This is a genomic window from Halopseudomonas salina (assembly GCF_014637955.1).
Classification (GTDB): Bacteria; Pseudomonadota; Gammaproteobacteria; order Pseudomonadales; family Pseudomonadaceae; genus Halopseudomonas; species Halopseudomonas salina.
In genome coordinates this window covers 342,185-358,030 of record NZ_BMFF01000001.1, presented here as the reverse complement: position 1 = coordinate 358,030, position 15,846 = coordinate 342,185, and the positions used below count along the sequence as shown (strand labels likewise).

Genomic DNA, 15,846 nt, shown 5'->3' with positions numbered 1-15,846 from the left:
TTATTCAGCCAGGTGGCCAAGGGCCTTGTGCAGGCGCTGCATGGCTTCAGTGATATCAGCTTCACTGATAACCAGGCTGGGGGCCATGCGCATCACATCAGGGCCGGCTTGCAATACCAGCAGCCCTTCCCGCTGTGCGGCTTCCTGGATCTGCCTGGCCTGACCGCGCCATGCATCGGCCAATACCGCACCCAGCAGCAAACCCTGGCCGCGCACCTGGGAAAAAACGGAAAACTCCCGGTTTACCGTCATGATGCCGTCGACCAGCAGCCGGTGACGAGCATCAACACCGGCCAGAACCTGCTCGGTATTAATAATGTCCAGCACCCGTTCGGCCACCGCGCACCCCAGGGGGTTGCCACCGTAGGTACTGCCATGGGTGCCGACCGCAAAGTGCGCAGCAATGGCGTCGGTGGTCAGCATTGCAGCAATCGGGAAGCCGCCCCCCAGGCTCTTGGCGCTGGTGAGAATGTCCGGCGTCACATCACTGTGCATATAGGCATATAGTTTGCCGGTACGCCCCATGCCGCTCTGCACCTCGTCGAAGATCAGCAACGCGCCATGCCGATCACATAGTTCCCGGACAGCCTGCAGATACCCCGGCGCTGCGGGTATTACCCCGCCTTCACCCTGAATCGGCTCGATAACCACCGCGCAGGTACGTGATGATATCTGCCGCTCCAGTGCAGCAAGGTCGTTGTAGGGCACGTGACTGATGCCCTCCAGTGCCGGACCGAAGCCCTGCGAGTACTTGGGCTGACCGCCAACACTGACGGTAAACAAAGTGCGTCCGTGAAAACTGTTGGTACAGGCAATGATCTCATGCTTGTCGGGGCCGACGGTTTCATGGGCCCAGCGCCGGGCCAGCTTGAAAGCGGCCTCGTTGGCTTCGGCGCCGGAATTGGCGAAAAACACCTTGTCTGCAAAGGTGGCATCGACCAGTTTGCTGGCCAGACGCAGCGCAGGCTCGTTGGTCAGCACATTGGACACATGCCAGAGCTTGCCGGCTTGCTCGGTGAGCGCGTCGATCAGTTGCGGATGGGCGTGGCCCAGTACATTCACAGCGATACCCCCGGCCAGGTCGACATACTCGCGACCCTGCTGGTCCCACAGGCGCGAACCCTCACCGCGCACCGGGATCATATCGATAGGAGCGTAGTTGGGGACCATGACCCGGTCGAAATCCGCCCGGCCTACCTGCATTACATCTGACATCCGACTGCTCTCCTCTGCCCCTCAGGGCCATTATCCTGATCTGCTTTGCTTGTTATACCCTGCACCTGACTACCCTTCAGGCCCTGGATGCCACATCCATTGCCTGCTGCGCACGTCGCTGGTTACGATCCTCACGCGGCGTTATCCCGAAACAATTACGGTACGCGCTGGAAAAGTGTGGCCCCGACGAGAAGCCGCAGGACAGTCCGATCTGGATAATCGATTTACTGGTCTGCAATAATAATTGTCGGGCGCGGTTGAGCCGTAATTCAAGATAGTACTGTGACGGTACGCTATTGAGATACTGCTTGAAAATACGCTCAAGCTGCCTACGTGACACGCACACATGTCGGGCAATTTCATCGGTGGTCAAAGGCTCTTCGATGTTCGACTCCATGAGGATCACCGCCTGGGTCAACTTCGGATGTGTACTGCCAAGGCGATTACGCAAAGGGACTCGCTGACGCTCACTACCATCGCGCAGGCGCTCTACCACCAGCTCCTCAGCTACCATAGCAGCAAGGTCTGGGTCGCGCTCTTCAGCCAGGAGGGCCAGAAACAGGTCTTGGGTAGCCTGGCCCCCACTGCTACTCATCCGCCCGCGGTCCTGGACGAAAAGCTCGCTACCAGCTAGAACCGCCGGAAAACGTTCACGAAAGTCATCGATCATTCGCCAATGCACCGCGCAGCGACAATCATCCAGCAGTCCGCTCATGGCCAGGGGATAAACCCCCCCTTCCAGAGCACCTATCACCTGGCCCGCGCGAATCAGGTTGCGACATTGATTTGCCAGGCCAACGGGCAAGGATGAGGGCAAGGCCACGCCGTCTGCCACGAGCCAGAGACGGTCGTGGGTGGCATGCTCGCAGCTCCAGGGACGGGCTGGCAGTTGCCAGCCCTCGTCACTGATCAGCGGCTGATCGTCCAGCGTGAAGCACTCAACGCTATACAGTTCGGCTTCGGCCATTCTGTTGGCTGAGCGCAATACCGCCAGAGCCGGCATTACGGCAGACGGATGGGTGCCTGGCCACAGCACGAAGGCTACCCTTCGCAGCTCAACTGCCATGCCTTGCCCCACCATCGCCATGCGACCTGCACATGTTCCGATTCAGCCCTGTTATGCAAAGGCGCATTGTGCCACAAGCCCCTGGCCGCTGGTATCGGGCACCGGATCGCAGGCAAAAAAAAGGGACGCAGCGCTGTAACGCTGCATCCCTTCTGACCGGCTACCCTTGCATGGGCAGTCGGAGCCTGGCCTTGGGGCTTACTTGTACACTTCAAACAGGCCGGTAGCGCCCATGCCACCGCCGACGCACATGGTAACGATACCGTAACGCAGGTTACGACGCTGGAGCTCACGAACCAGGTGACCGACCTGACGCGAACCGGTCATGCCGAAGGGGTGACCAATGGAGATTGAACCACCGTTGACGTTGTACTTCTCGTTGTCGATACCCAGATAATCACGCGCATACAGGCACTGTGAGGCAAAGGCTTCATTCAGTTCCCACAGATCAATGTCCTCGACCTTCAGACCGCGGGCTTCGAGCAGCTTGGGTACCGAGTAGACCGGGCCGATACCCATTTCATCAGGCTGACATCCAGCAACGGTGAAACCCCGGAAGTAGGCCTTGGGCTTGAGGCCCAGCTCCAACGCTTTCTCAAGGCTCATGACCAGGGTCATGGAAGCACCGTCAGACAACTGGGAAGCGTTGCCGGCAGTAACCGAACCGTCTTCAGCGAACACCGGCTTCAGGCTGTTCAGACCTTCCAGCGTCGTTTCCGGACGGTTGCACTCGTCACGATCAACCACGCCTTCAACAATGCTGATTTCGCCGGTCGTCTTGTCCTGTACCTGATACTTGACCGGCATCGGCACGATCTCGTCATTGAACAGACCTTCAGCCTGGGCACGCGCAGTACGCTGCTGGCTCTGCAGAGCATAGGCATCCTGGCTTGCGCGGCTGACATTGTAGCGGCGCGCTACTACCTCGGCAGTCTGACCCATGGGGTAATAGATACCGGGCAGCTCTTCTTCAAGGCGCGGATTGTAGAGGTGATCCGTGTTGCGGCTCTTGGCCGTCATGGTGATGGACTCGACACCACCGGCGACTATCGCGTCGGAGCAGCCTGAGGCGATCTGGTTGGCCGCGATGGCGATCGACTGCAGACCGGACGAGCAGAAACGGTTTAGCGTCATACCTGCGGCATTGATACCCAGGCCCGATAATACGGCGACGTTGCGACCGATATTGTAGCCCTGCGCACCTTCGTTGGAACCGGCACCCACAATGCAGTCATCAACCAGCAGAGGATCAATTCCAGTGCGCTCGATCAGGGCATTGACGCAATGGGCGGCCATGTCATCGGGCCGAGTGATGTTGAATTTGCCACGAAACGACTTGGCCAGACCGGTGCGAACGCTGTCTACGATAACCACTTCACGCATATTGATACCTCGATTGAGTTTGTCGGTTCGGAGCAACTGATACAGAACCAGAGTTTGGGCAACAGTTAACGCAGTCCCTTCGGACGAGGACTTTAGCAGGGCCCGGAGACTAAAACCCGCACCGTGGCGCGGGTACTATCATCATTCCGCGTGATACCCGAGCATGCGCAGAACATGTCGGCGCTCAGCCAGCAGAGGGCTCCAGCTTCTTCCCGGCAAGGCGGATCATCTCGTCATAAATGACCTGTGGATTGGCCTGCTTGGCTGCCCAGGCAACACGACCCGCTTCATGGGGAAGGATCATGAATATATCCGCCTCACTTTCCCTGTAGACAACATCAGCGACATCAGCCGCACTGATGGGCGAACTCTCGAGCAACTTGGCTACCTGTTGCTTGGCGGCCTGATCCGGGCCGCGAAAAGAATCCAGCAGATTGGTCTGGAAGAAAGACGGGCACACCACGTTGACCTTGATGCCCATCGGGTGAAGTTCCGCCATCAGACTTTCCGAAAGCGCCACAACTCCGGCCTTGGCCACGTTGTAATTACTCATGCCGGGGGCCTGCATCAACGCGGCCATGGAGCCGATATTGATGATGCGTCCCTGTTTCTGCTTCATCAGCATCGGAACGAACGCCTTGCAACCCTTGACTACCCCCATCAGATTGATACTGATCTGCCACTCCCAGTCCTCGAGGGTAAGATCCCAGAAGAATCCACCAGAAGCCACCCCGGCGTTATTGATCAGCACATCGATGCCGCCCATTCGCTCATCGCAACTCTGGGCCAGGGCAGCCAACTGACTGAAGTCACGAACATCACAGCGCTGCCAGAAACCCTTGCCACCTGCGGCCTCGACCATTTCCAGGGTTTCTCTGAGACCAGCTTCCTGGATGTCTGCCAGCACCAGGCGTGCACCCTCTCGGGCATAACGCAGTGCCAGTTCACGACCCAGACCGCTGCCGGCCCCTGTTACCACTATCCGCTGCCCGCCAGTGTGCATATTTGACTGCATGTTCACTACCTCCGGTCGCACTCCGACTAACAGCGCGGGATGCATTTTGTTGTTTTGTCTCAAACCTAATTACCGGTTCCAGTCTAAACACAAGCTGCGACGCAGATAGCAAAAACCGAGCATTATAAATTCTGCGAATAACCGTTCGCCCTTTACGCTTTGTCGGGTGAATGTGCCGCCGGGGCTTAATCCTTTGCTGGCCTGGAATTCACATAACCACATACCAAGGGGCTGTGATTACGTTCATAGCACTCGACCCCCATGGCTTCGATCTGACCCTCGATCAGCGCTTCGAAAGGGTGCAGGAGGGCCGAATAGTCGCGGTCAGGCTCTATCATTTGCAGAGCATGAACACCCGCCTCGATAGTAGAGAGTGCGTCCGGCACCCTGGTCTTGCGCAGGCGATAGCGGCTGACCAGGCCACCTGGCAGGCAAACGCGTGGCAGATTCTGTAATACGGGGTTGAGCATGAGGATCTTGCGCGCCTTGCGCCAGGTACCATCAATCAGGACAAGGCGCCGGGGACGTTCATCACCTGATTGCGCCGGCACTGGCAATTGAGCCCTTTCGCCCGGAAAAAGCAATTCGGTGAACCAGGCTGGATCCGATATCTGTTGCAGAACGGGCGAATCAGGAGGCAGTTGCTCGGCTACGAGAAGGTCAGCATGCGCCAACCCGGCAACCAGCAAGCGACCGGTATTAAGCGCATGCTTCTGCTCCTGCGGATGCTGGATCACCAGGATGCGAGTGGCACATTGCAGGGTTGGGATCAGCGCGCACAAACAAAAATTTGCAGGCCGCAGACAAACAGCGCAGCGCGCTTTCAAGGGCTTGGTCACAGGAGCTCAATCAAGGCAAATGTGGCTAAATCCTACTCAGTATCTGCGTGCGCCGAAACAGCCGAACAAAAAAAAGCGGATCTCTATAACGGGATCCGCCAAAGGCCTTGCGAGCCATGCACTGGTTTGGGGCCGGCCAGACGCCGGCCCCTGAAATTTCAAGGGGCTTTTTGACCACGCTTCTTCTTGTGGCTGTCTCGCCAGATGAACAGAGCCACACCACCCAGAAATGCGATCATCAAACCTACTGTCCCTACCCCGGCAAGTACCACTTCATCAATAAACATGAGGTCTCTCCTCTGATTGCCCATGCTTGAAGAATACCCCTGCACATTGTCAGGGTTATTGACGCGGATCAATTAAGAGAAGGAATTTTGCAGGTGCTGGAATTCAGGTGCCGGGGTTAAAGCAGCAGTGACCCGTGTCAGGGCTTGCGGGGCTTCTTTTTTTTCTTGGTGGGCCTGGTCAGTTTAGTCGCTGGCTTGCCCGGCAACGGAAAGGCTTTTTCGAACTCGCCACGCATTTTTTCCAGACGCGCTTCATGAACCAGGTGCAGGCGCTCCTTACGTCTGGTGGCAAAATCGATTACAGGTAGAGGTTCAGTTTTCTCTGTCACGGCGCAGGGTCCCAGGCTTTGGCGCTTAGGTTAGCACCCCTTCAGACTTGTATGTCAACCAGCAGGCCCTTGCTTGGCAGGTCGTCAATATCGCGGCGTTCATTCACCGGCTTGCGGCGAGCACGATTGCGACGCCGATCAGGAAAATGTCCCTCGGCTCGCTGACGGCGCTCACCCGAACGCTCCATATGTTCGTGCACCCGCTCCGCCTCAGCGGTGGGCTGGACATTGCGTTTGGTCTTGACGGGATCCTGCTGTGCTCCGAGCACGGGAAGATTGGGTATAAGCATGGCTGCCTCACTGGGCCTGACTGCAGCAGGCCGACGCACTGATGAGCAGCGTTGACGACAATCCGATCGCCCCGATGCCTGATATAAGGTGTCCCGGCTCCGATCAACTGACTTCGGTTCAACATCCAGGCTCTTATCTTATCGACCACGAATTCCTCTTCTTTATCCCCCGATTGTGTGATCCGACCCACATTTTGCAACTTTAATCAGCCGTGGACACGAATTTCACAGGCCAACAGGTCGACTATAAGCGGTTTCTGCGCCGGACATGTTCAGTTAATATACTGGCCTTTTCCGGATGGGCAGGAGAGCGGCATGACGATATATACCCCGGGGCAACGCTGGGTAAGTGACAGCGAATCGGAACTGGGACTCGGCACGCTGCTGTCGCAGGACGAACGTTTACTGGTCATTCTTTTCCCGGCCAGCGGCGAAACCCGCCACTACGCGCTGCGAAATGCGCCACTTACCCGTGTGCGATTCAGCCCCGGCGACAACATCACGCATCACGAAGGTTGGGCCCTGACGGTAACTGCCGTAAGCGAACAGGACGGGCTGCTGGTTTATAGCGGGCTGAAGGAAAACAATGAGCCTGCAGAGTTTGCTGAAACCATGCTGGACAACTTCATCCAGTTTCGACTTGCCAGCGACCGGCTGTTTGCCAGTCAGATAGACCCTCTGCCCTGGTTCAGTCTGCGTTATGAAAGCCTGCGCCATCATTGCCGCATTCAACGCTCTCCCCTGCTTGGTCTGGCCGGTGTGCGCACGCAGCCTATCGAGCATCAGTTGCATATCGCCCGCGATGTGGCCGATCGCATTGCCCCCCGGGTTCTGCTAGCCGACGAAGTAGGTCTGGGCAAGACCATCGAAGCGGGCCTGGTCATTCATCGTCAGTTGCAAACCGGGCGGGTCAAACGGGTACTCATCGTTGTGCCTGAGAACCTGCAGCATCAATGGCTGGTAGAAATGCAGCGCCGGTTCAATCTGCGCTTTGCCCTGTTCAATATCGAACGCTGCCAGGGTGCCGAGGATAATCCGTTCGAAGAAGAGCAGCTTGCGTTGGTAGCGCTCGAGTTTCTTCTGGACAACCCCTTCGCCCGCCAGTGCCTGCAAGCCAGCGACTGGGATATGCTGGTGGTCGATGAAGCACATCACCTGGTCTGGGACGAGGATGAACCCAGCCCCGAATACGAACTGGTCGAACAGCTCGCTGGCAGAATCCCCGGTGTCCTGTTGCTCACAGCCACGCCCGAACAGCTTGGCCAGGCGAGCCACTTTGCCCGACTGCGGTTGCTGGATCCGGACCGTTTCCACGATCTCGAAGCTTTTCGTGAAGAGGCCTCAAGCTACCAACCCGTGGCCGAAGCGGTGCAAACCCTGGTCGATGCCAAGCCCCTGGCAGATAACGAGCGACAGGCCATCAGCCAGTGGCTTGGCGGCAATTCCGACGACCTGCTCGATCAACTGGACAAGCCAGGCAATACGGCAAGCGAAGCGCGCGACAGTCTGATCCGCCAGTTACTCGACCGCCATGGCACAGGCCGGGTGCTCTATCGCAATACCCGCGCCGCGATCAGTGGCTTTCCAGAGCGCCAATTGCACGCCAATGCATTGCCCTGTCCGGACCTTTATCTTGACTTGCAGGGCCGCAGCGCGATCTATCCCGAGACTGACTTCCAGACCGGCATTGAAGCCACTCCCGCTCCCTGGTGGCAGGAGGATCCGCGGGTTGGCTGGCTGATCGACACGCTGAAAACCCTCAAACGTAGCAAGGTACTGGTGATCTGCGCCCATGCCGGCACAGCAATGGACCTCGACGACGCCCTGCGCGTGCGTAGCGGTATTCCTGCGGCCGTATTCCACCAGGGCATGTCCATTATCGAACGTGACCGCGCGGCAGCATTTTTTGCCGACGAAGAGTTTGGCGCCCAGGTACTGATCTGTTCCGAGATTGGCAGTGAAGGGCGCAACTTCCAGTTTGCCCATCATATGGTCATGTTCGACCTGCCCGCTCACCCCGACCTGCTCGAACAGCGCATCGGCCGTCTGGACAGGATCGGCCAACAGCAAACCATCCAGCTACACGTGCCCTATCTCCAGGACACGGCCCAGGAGCGACTGTTTGTCTGGTACCACCAGGCCCTCAACGCCTTCGAGGAAACCTGCCCGACCGGCAACGCACTGCAACACGAGTTCGGAGTACGGCTACAAGACCAGCTCGATAACCCCGATCCGGAAGACTGGACACTACTGCTCGCCGAAGCACGCAGCCGCCGGCTGGAGCTTGAGGAGGAGTTGCACGCCGGACGCGATCGGCTGCTGGAGATCCATTCCCGCGGCCATGGCGATGCCCAGCAGATGATCGAAACCATCGAAACCCAGGACAATGACTTTCAGCTCGCTATATACATGGAGCGGCTGTTTGATGTGTTTGGTATCGATAGCGAAGATCACTCCGATAACGCGCTCATTCTGCGGCCCGGCGAGCGCATGCTGGACGCCGGATTCCCGCTGGGTGATGAAGAAGGTGTGACCATCACCTATGACCGCGAAACAGCTCTTACCCGGGAAGACATGCAGTTCATTACCTGGGAGCACCCCATGCTTCAGGGAGGTATGGATCTGGTACTGGCCGGCAGCATGGGTAACAGCGCGGTAGCCGTATTGAAGAACAAGGCGCTCAAACCCGGCACTCTGCTTCTGGAATGCCTGTTTGTCAGCGAGGCGATTGCACCTCGGGCTTTGCAGCTGCAGCGCTATCTACCGCCTACGCCGGTTCGGTGTTTGCTGGATGTCACCGGTAACGATCTGGCGGCCAAGGTGGCCTTTGATACCCTGGATGGACAACTGGACAGCGTACCTCGACACCTTGCCAGCAAGATCGCAAAAAGTCAGCGTGATGTTATCCAGAGCATGTTGAATAAGGCCGAGAGCGTAGCGGACGTGAAGCACCAGGAACTGGTTGAAGAGGCCAGCCGCCGCTTCACCCTGGACCTGGATGAAGAAATCAATCGACTGCAAGCCTTGCGCGAAGTCAATCCGCTGGTCCGGCCGGACGAAATAGACACGCTGAACGTGCACAAGACAGAGGGCTTGACGCAGCTGCGTCATGCCAAAATCAGGCTGGATGCCATCCGGGTGCTGGTGGTGGGCTGAGCGTCTAGACAGCGCAAAGCAGACCAAGGAAACGCTGCAGCTCTTCGCGCCTGGCTATCGCATCCCGATAGCCCAGCGCGATCAGCTCCTGGCAATATTCGGCCTCGAATAAAAGATAGCTCAGCACACTGCCCCCGGAGGCACGTGTCGCCCCGCTACCGCGCAGAAAGGTGCGCAGTGAAGCGGGTAATGCGCGGCGGTGTCGCGCGGCAATGAGATCCAGAGGCTCGCTAGGCGCAATAATCATTACCTCCACTGGCAAGAGACCCTTGCCATGCTGACGCGCGTCCTCCGGCATGAAACTCGCCAGGCGGTTCATGCGCTCAAGCAGCTCCAGATCACTCTCCAGATTGTCGACAAAGGTGCTGTTAAGCAGATGGCCGCCCATTTGTGCGAGGGTAGGCGGCAATACGCTCCCCACTTTTCTGGCGCGCCGACCGGTGTCGACTGATTCGGCAAGATTGTCCGACAGACCAATGACCAGCACCCTGTCAGCACCCAGATGCAGGGCTGGGCTGATCGGAGCCCTCTGACGCACAGCACCGTCACCAAACCACTCACGGCCGAGCTTGACGGGCATGAACAGCAGGGGAATCGCCGCCGACGCCATCATGTGATCGATACCCAACTGGGTCTGGATGCCGACCCGGCGGTGGCGACTCCAGGGCTTGATACGTTCATGGCCCTGGTAAAAACAGACCGACTCTGCGGACTGGTAACCGAAGGCGCTCACCGAAACCGCCCGCAAATGCCCCTGGTTCAATGCACCTTCGATGCGGCCGAAATGCAGGTGCTTCTCCAGCAAGTGCCTCAGCGGCCGATTATCCAGCAGCGACGTGGGTGTGCGGCGCCCTATGCCCAGGAGGTTGGCGCCAGTCCAGCGCACTGCCTGGGCGATTACACCGGGCCAGTCAGAGCGATAAACCTGGTTGCAGCGAAAATTTGCCCACACGGCGTTCAGTCTGTGAATTCCATTGGCGAAGTCACCGGCATTGGACGCTAACGCCAACGCGTTGATCGCACCGGCGGAGGTACCACAGATAACAGGGAAGGGATTAACCGCGGGCTCAGGCAGCAACTCCGCTATCGCCTTGAGCACACCCACCTGATAGGCCGCCCTGGCACCGCCACCGGCGAGCACCAGAGCCGTTGTGCCCGGCACACAGTCGTCAGGGTGCACCTCATCGCTCATGCCCGGCTCCGGCGCTTGCGCTTGCGCCGCTTGGCATAGGGACGCTCTTCACCTTCCGGACGCGTCTTGAAACGCCTGTGAACCCACATATATTGCTCCGGCTGTTCCAAGATCGCCTGCTCAGCCCACTGGTTTATGCGCAGGGCATCGGCTACCTCATCACCGCTGGGGAAATTCTCCAGAGGTGCATGGACGGTCAACTGATAGCCCTGACCATCAGGTAGACGCGTCTGGGTAAAAGGAACTACCAGGGCCTTGCCGAGACGGGCAAAGGAACTTGTCGCCGTCACGGTCGCCGCCGGCACGCCGAAGAAGGGCACGAATACACTCGCCTTGCGCCCGTAGTCCTGATCAGGTGCATACCAGATCGCCCTGCCACTGCGCAGCGACTTGAACATGGCTCGCACGTCTTCTCGCTCGATCGCCCGGGCATCAGCATTGTGGCGCTCACGACCCCGCCGCTGCACCAGATCGAACACCGGATTACGGTGCTCACGATACATTCCATCGATGGTTACCCGTTGGCCGAGCAGCGCTGCACCCAGCTCCAGGGTAGTGAAATGCAGGGACGTGAGCACAACGCCCTGACCTGCAGCGGCGGCCTGCTGCAGGTGCTCGAGCCCATCAACCCGGGCCAGACGCGCAAGCCGATCACGTGGCCACCACCAGGCCATGGCCATTTCAAACAGGGCGATACCATTGGAATCGAAATTGTCGCGAACCACCCGGCTGCGGCGCTCATCAGACCAGTCGGGGAAGCATAGCCGCAAATTGGTCTCGGCTACCTGCCGACGTTCGCGCATGAACACAAACATGCCTGCACCCACCAGGTGGCCGAGCCCCAACAGAACTCGATAAGGCAAACGCACCATCAGCCAGAGCAGACCCAAGCCGAGCCAGATCGGCCAATAACGCGGATGCAACAGCGCGGGACGAAAAACCGGAGCACTCATAAGTAACGCCATCATTATTAAAAGTGCATTCTACCCAAGCAGCGCGCAGCTTGCGATCAGCGCGGCCAATCTATATAAGTGTGCCCACTAACCGTGCTCTGTGGATCTGAAATGACTGTTGATACCAATCTCGACCTGCTGGATAACGACCCCGTGTTCAATCTCAAGGGCGGCATGCTGACCGTTACGGTGATCGAAGTAGTCCGTCTGGACACCGGCCGTTTTGCCCGGCAACTGGGCGACAAAGCGGCACAAGCGCCCAATCTGTTTCGCGACACGCCCGTGGTGCTGAGCCTGGAAAAGCTTGACGCTCATATGAACGTAAGCACCTTGGCAGGCCTGCTGCAGATATGTCGCAACCACGGGCTGTTACCGGTGGCACTACGCGGCAGTGACAACTTCCGGCCGCTGGCCCAACAGAGCGGACTGGTTCTGATGCCCCCCGGTCGTGGGCGGGACCGCACGGTGGATATGCCGGTAAGCGACGAAGCTCCAGCGCCAGCAGAAAATCCGGCTAAAGAAGATACCCCAGAGCCCGCAGCCGCTCCAGGCCAGAACAGAATCGTCACCCAACCGATACGCTCGGGCCAGCAGGTCTATGCGCCAGGCGGAGACCTGATTGTGATGGCACCGGTCAGCGCTGGCTCCGAGCTCCTCGCCGATGGCAACATTCACGTCTACGGACCTTTGCGCGGACGTGCCCTGGCTGGCGTGCGCGGCGACACCCAAGCGCGGATTTTCTGTCAGTCACTGGAGGCCGAACTGGTGTCCATCGCTGGCCATTACAAGGTCGCTGAAGATCTGCGCAAGGAATCTCTGTGGAAGAACGCGGTCCATGTATGTCTGGATGGTGACAGCTTGAAGATAGCAGCCCTATGACTGATACTGTGCAACCATCAGCGGGCGCCCGCAAACCGTAGCCTTGAGCCATCACAAGGTGTCTTCCGGGCATCTCGCAAAACGCCGTCGCGGCGCATCCAAATCACTCAATTTATCGGACAGGAAGGTCACTTTGGCTAAGATTATTGTCGTCACCTCAGGCAAGGGCGGAGTTGGCAAGACTACAACCAGCGCAGCCATAGGTACCGGGCTCGCCTTGCGCGGATTCAAGACTGTTATCGTCGACTTCGACGTCGGCCTGCGCAATCTCGACCTGATCATGGGTTGCGAACGCCGGGTGGTCTATGACTTCGTCAACCTGATCAATGGCGACTCCAATCTCAACCAGACCCTGATCAAGGACAAGCGCTGCGATAAGCTGTTCATTCTTCCCGCATCGCAGACCCGTGACAAGGACGCCCTGACCGAAGACGGTGTTGAGCGAGTGCTCAACGAGCTGAAGGAGACCTTCGATTATATCGTTTGCGATTCCCCTGCCGGTATCGAGAAAGGCGCGCATCTGGCCATGTATTTCGCCGACGAGGCCGTGGTAGTGACTAACCCGGAGGTTTCTTCCGTTCGCGACTCAGATCGTATGCTGGGTCTTTTGGCCAGCAAATCGCGGCACGCCGAGAAAGGTGAAAAGATCCGCGAGCATCTGTTGCTTACCCGTTACAACCCCGCCCGCGTTGCCAACGGTGAGATGCTTTCGGTAACCGACGTAGAAGATATTCTCTCGATCCCGTTGCTGGGCGTTATTCCGGAGTCGCAGGCGGTATTGAAAGCCTCCAACCAGGGCGTGCCGGTCATCATGGATGAAACCAGCGATGCTGGTCAGGCGTATAGTGATGCAGTCTCCCGCCTGCTTGGTGAAGACGTCCCGCATCGCTTCCTGGAAGCTGAAAAGAAGGGCCTTCTGCAGCGCCTGTTCGGGGGTCGGTAATGAGTATTTTTGATTATTTCCGCGATCGCAAGAAGCCGACCACCACCGCTTCGATGGCCAAGGAACGTCTGCAGATCATTGTCGCCCACGAGCGGGGACAACGGACCCAGCCCGACTACCTGCCGCAACTGCAGCAGGAAATCATCGACGTGATCAGCAAATACGTGAAAATTGACCGTGAACAGGTCCACGTGGCCCTTGAAAATCAGGATGACTGTTCGATCCTGGAACTGAACATCACCCTGCCCGAACGGCCCTGATCCCTGCAGGACGCCTGGGCCAGGCGTCCTGCTAAATGCCTGGTAGATCCATGCCCCTTAGTGAAATCTCGATCCTCCATGAGGATCCGTCCTTTCTTGTTGTGTGCAAGCCTTCGATGCTCCTGTCCGTGCCCGGTCGCGCAGAGGACAACAAGGACTGTCTGATTACCCGGCTGCAGGACAACGGCTACCCCGAAGCACGTATCGTGCATCGGCTCGACTGGGAAACCTCGGGCTTGCTGGTATTGGGCCGCAACGCCGATAGCCACCGGGAGCTGTCACGCCAGTTCCACGACCGCGAGACCGAGAAGATGTATATCGCGTTGTGTTGGGGCCAGCCAGACACGGAAACAGGTCAGATCGAGCTGCCACTGCGCTATGACCCTGCCACCAAGCCCAGACACGTTGTTGACCACGAGCAGGGCAAGCACGCGCAAACCTTCTGGCGGGTTATCGAGCGTCTTCCCGAGTATTCTCGCGTGGAATTGACCCCAATAACCGGTCGCTCACATCAGCTGCGGGTGCATATGCTATCGATTGGCCATCCATTGCTTGGCGATCAGCTCTACGCCCAAGGGGAAGCCCTGGACGCCTGCCCTCGCCTGGCCCTGCATGCAGCCCGCCTGGGAATAAGCCACCCGGAGACGGGTGAACGCATGATTTTCGATAGTCCGGCACCGTTCTGACAGTTTGCTGCCAAGGAGCTAAAGCATGACCCACAGTCCCACCAACCAGCGGCTCGCTGACTTTATCCAGGCTTCACCCACGCCCTTTCACGCCACCCAGCACATGGTAGAAAGCCTGCTTGCGGCGGGCTTCGAGCACCTCGACGAACGAGCGGACTGGCAACTCAAACCAGACGGACGCTACCTGGTGACGCGCAATGGTTCTTCCCTGATCGCGTTCACCCTGGGCAAGCCGGAAACCGGCATCCGATTGGTGGGCGCCCATACAGACAGTCCCTGTCTGCGCGTCAAACCACAACCAGAACTCAATCAGCAGGGTCTGTGGCAACTTGGCGTAGAGGTCTACGGTGGCGTTCTGCTGGCTCCCTGGTTCGATCGCGATCTGTCCCTGGCTGGCCGGGTGACGTTCCGTAACCGAGACGGTGATTTGCAGAGTCGACTGATTGATTTTCGCCGCCCCATTGCAACCATTCCCAGCCTGGCGATCCATCTCAATCGGGGTGTGAATGACAACCTGGCGATCAATGCACAGACTGACCTGCCACCGGTCCTGGCCCACAGTCAGGAACCGACGCAGGATCTGCGAGAGCTGTTGCGCAGTCAGCTGGAAAAGGAGCATCCAGATTGCGGTCTGGAGCAGGTGCTGGACTACGAACTGAGTTTCTATGACACCCAACCACCCAGCACACTGGGGCTGGACGGCGATTTCTTCAGTTCAGCGCGTCTGGATAACCTCCTCAGTTGTCATGCCGGGCTGGCTGCGCTGATAAACAGTGGGGCAGGCCAACCCTGCATGCTGGTCTGTACCGACCACGAAGAGGTCGGTTCAAGCTCAACCTGCGGCGCAGATGGTCCATTTCTCGAGGACGTGCTCAAGCGCGTCATCCCTGATAACAGTGCGCGTATCCGCACGATCCAACGCTCCGTGTTGATTTCGGCGGACAACGCCCATGCAGTCCACCCCAATTTTGCCGACCGGCATGATGGCAACCATGGCCCTCGTCTGAATGCGGGCCCGGTGATCAAGATCAACAGCAACCAGCGCTATGCCACAAACAGCGAGACCTCATCATTTTTTCGGGAGCTTTGCGTTCAGGCTGACGTGCCAGTGCAAAGTTTCGTGGTACGCAGTGACATGGGCTGCGGCAGTACCATCGGGCCGATCACGGCCAGCAGGCTTGGCGTGCGCACCGTGGATATCGGTGTTCCGACCTTTGCCATGCATTCGATCCGCGAAATGGCTGGCAGTCGAGATACAGAGTACCTGATCCGCGTGTTGACGCAGTTCTACAACACCGAGCGGCTTGTATGAACGCAACGAGGAGGCCCGCCTTTAGCCGGCGGGCCCAAGAA

At 58.3% G+C, this 15,846-nt stretch carries 16 protein-coding genes; 6 read left to right on the top strand and 10 right to left on the bottom strand.

All coding sequences use genetic code 11. From position 1 onward, the window contains the following. The 8 genes from IEV54_RS01715 to IEV54_RS01685 all read right to left on the bottom strand — a co-directional run bounded on the left by IEV54_RS01715 (window position 1) and on the right by IEV54_RS01685 (window position 6,424). The gene (locus IEV54_RS01715; protein ID WP_150277562.1) at window positions 1-1,215 is read right to left on the bottom strand and encodes an aspartate aminotransferase family protein; all 1,215 of its coding nucleotides are present in this window, start codon (window positions 1,213-1,215) and stop codon (window positions 1-3) included. Between the two features lie 76 nt (window positions 1,216-1,291). Then, entirely contained in the window at window positions 1,292-2,281 is a 990-nt protein-coding gene (locus IEV54_RS01710) for a GlxA family transcriptional regulator (protein ID WP_150277563.1), read from the bottom strand. Between the two features lie 198 nt (window positions 2,282-2,479). Continuing rightward, window positions 2,480-3,664 (bottom strand): thiolase family protein, encoded by a 1,185-nt coding sequence (locus IEV54_RS01705; protein ID WP_150277564.1) that lies wholly within the window; start codon window positions 3,662-3,664, stop codon window positions 2,480-2,482. Window positions 3,665-3,848: 184 nt separating this feature from the next. Further along, entirely contained in the window at window positions 3,849-4,679 is an 831-nt protein-coding gene (locus IEV54_RS01700; RefSeq protein WP_373286410.1) for an SDR family oxidoreductase, read from the bottom strand. A 185-nt stretch (window positions 4,680-4,864) separates the two neighbouring features. After that, window positions 4,865-5,506, bottom strand: coding sequence for a tRNA-uridine aminocarboxypropyltransferase (locus IEV54_RS01695; RefSeq protein ID WP_373286417.1), 642 nt, complete (start codon window positions 5,504-5,506; stop codon window positions 4,865-4,867). Window positions 5,507-5,676: 170 nt separating this feature from the next. Next, complete coding sequence (ccoM, locus tag IEV54_RS17420; RefSeq protein WP_263363763.1) at window positions 5,677-5,805, bottom strand: cytochrome c oxidase subunit CcoM; 129 nt, start codon at window positions 5,803-5,805, stop codon at window positions 5,677-5,679. A 137-nt stretch (window positions 5,806-5,942) separates the two neighbouring features. Next, window positions 5,943-6,134 (bottom strand): hypothetical protein, encoded by a 192-nt coding sequence (locus tag IEV54_RS01690; RefSeq protein ID WP_150277566.1) that lies wholly within the window; start codon window positions 6,132-6,134, stop codon window positions 5,943-5,945. A gap of 41 nt (window positions 6,135-6,175) precedes the next feature. Beyond that, window positions 6,176-6,424: a hypothetical protein gene (locus IEV54_RS01685; RefSeq protein ID WP_150277567.1), complete on the bottom strand. Its 249-nt coding sequence runs from the start codon at window positions 6,422-6,424 to the stop codon at window positions 6,176-6,178. A gap of 315 nt (window positions 6,425-6,739) precedes the next feature. On the opposite strand from IEV54_RS01685, the gene rapA reads away from it, so the two are divergent. Beyond that, window positions 6,740-9,580 (top strand): RNA polymerase-associated protein RapA, encoded by a 2,841-nt coding sequence (rapA, locus tag IEV54_RS01680; RefSeq protein WP_150277568.1) that lies wholly within the window; start codon window positions 6,740-6,742, stop codon window positions 9,578-9,580. A 4-nt stretch (window positions 9,581-9,584) separates the two neighbouring features. On the opposite strand, the gene IEV54_RS01675 is transcribed toward rapA, so the two are convergent. Together IEV54_RS01675 and IEV54_RS01670 are read right to left on the bottom strand one after the other, a co-directional pair. Then, on the bottom strand, window positions 9,585-10,772 hold the full coding sequence (locus IEV54_RS01675) for a patatin-like phospholipase family protein (protein WP_150277569.1): 1,188 nt from the start codon (window positions 10,770-10,772) through the stop codon (window positions 9,585-9,587). Next, complete coding sequence (locus tag IEV54_RS01670) at window positions 10,769-11,725, bottom strand: lipid A biosynthesis lauroyl acyltransferase (protein ID WP_150277570.1); 957 nt, start codon at window positions 11,723-11,725, stop codon at window positions 10,769-10,771. The genes IEV54_RS01675 and IEV54_RS01670 overlap by 4 nt, the downstream gene beginning before the upstream one ends. Before the next feature lie 111 nt (window positions 11,726-11,836). Between IEV54_RS01670 and minC the strand changes: the two genes are divergently transcribed. From minC to IEV54_RS01645, 5 genes are all read left to right on the top strand, one after another. Next, the gene (gene minC / locus IEV54_RS01665) at window positions 11,837-12,604 is read left to right on the top strand and encodes a septum site-determining protein MinC (protein WP_150277571.1); all 768 of its coding nucleotides are present in this window, start codon (window positions 11,837-11,839) and stop codon (window positions 12,602-12,604) included. Window positions 12,605-12,737: 133 nt separating this feature from the next. Further along, complete coding sequence (gene minD, locus IEV54_RS01660) at window positions 12,738-13,547, top strand: septum site-determining protein MinD (RefSeq protein ID WP_150277572.1); 810 nt, start codon at window positions 12,738-12,740, stop codon at window positions 13,545-13,547. Then, complete coding sequence (gene minE, locus IEV54_RS01655) at window positions 13,547-13,807, top strand: cell division topological specificity factor MinE (protein WP_150277573.1); 261 nt, start codon at window positions 13,547-13,549, stop codon at window positions 13,805-13,807. Before minD ends, minE begins: the two co-directional genes overlap by 1 nt. A 50-nt stretch (window positions 13,808-13,857) precedes the next feature. Continuing rightward, window positions 13,858-14,493, top strand: a complete 636-nt coding sequence (locus tag IEV54_RS01650; protein WP_150277574.1) for an RluA family pseudouridine synthase — start codon at window positions 13,858-13,860, stop codon at window positions 14,491-14,493. Between the two features lie 25 nt (window positions 14,494-14,518). Beyond that, the gene (locus IEV54_RS01645; protein ID WP_150277575.1) at window positions 14,519-15,805 is read left to right on the top strand and encodes a M18 family aminopeptidase; all 1,287 of its coding nucleotides are present in this window, start codon (window positions 14,519-14,521) and stop codon (window positions 15,803-15,805) included. Window positions 15,806-15,846: the final 41 nt, after the last annotated feature.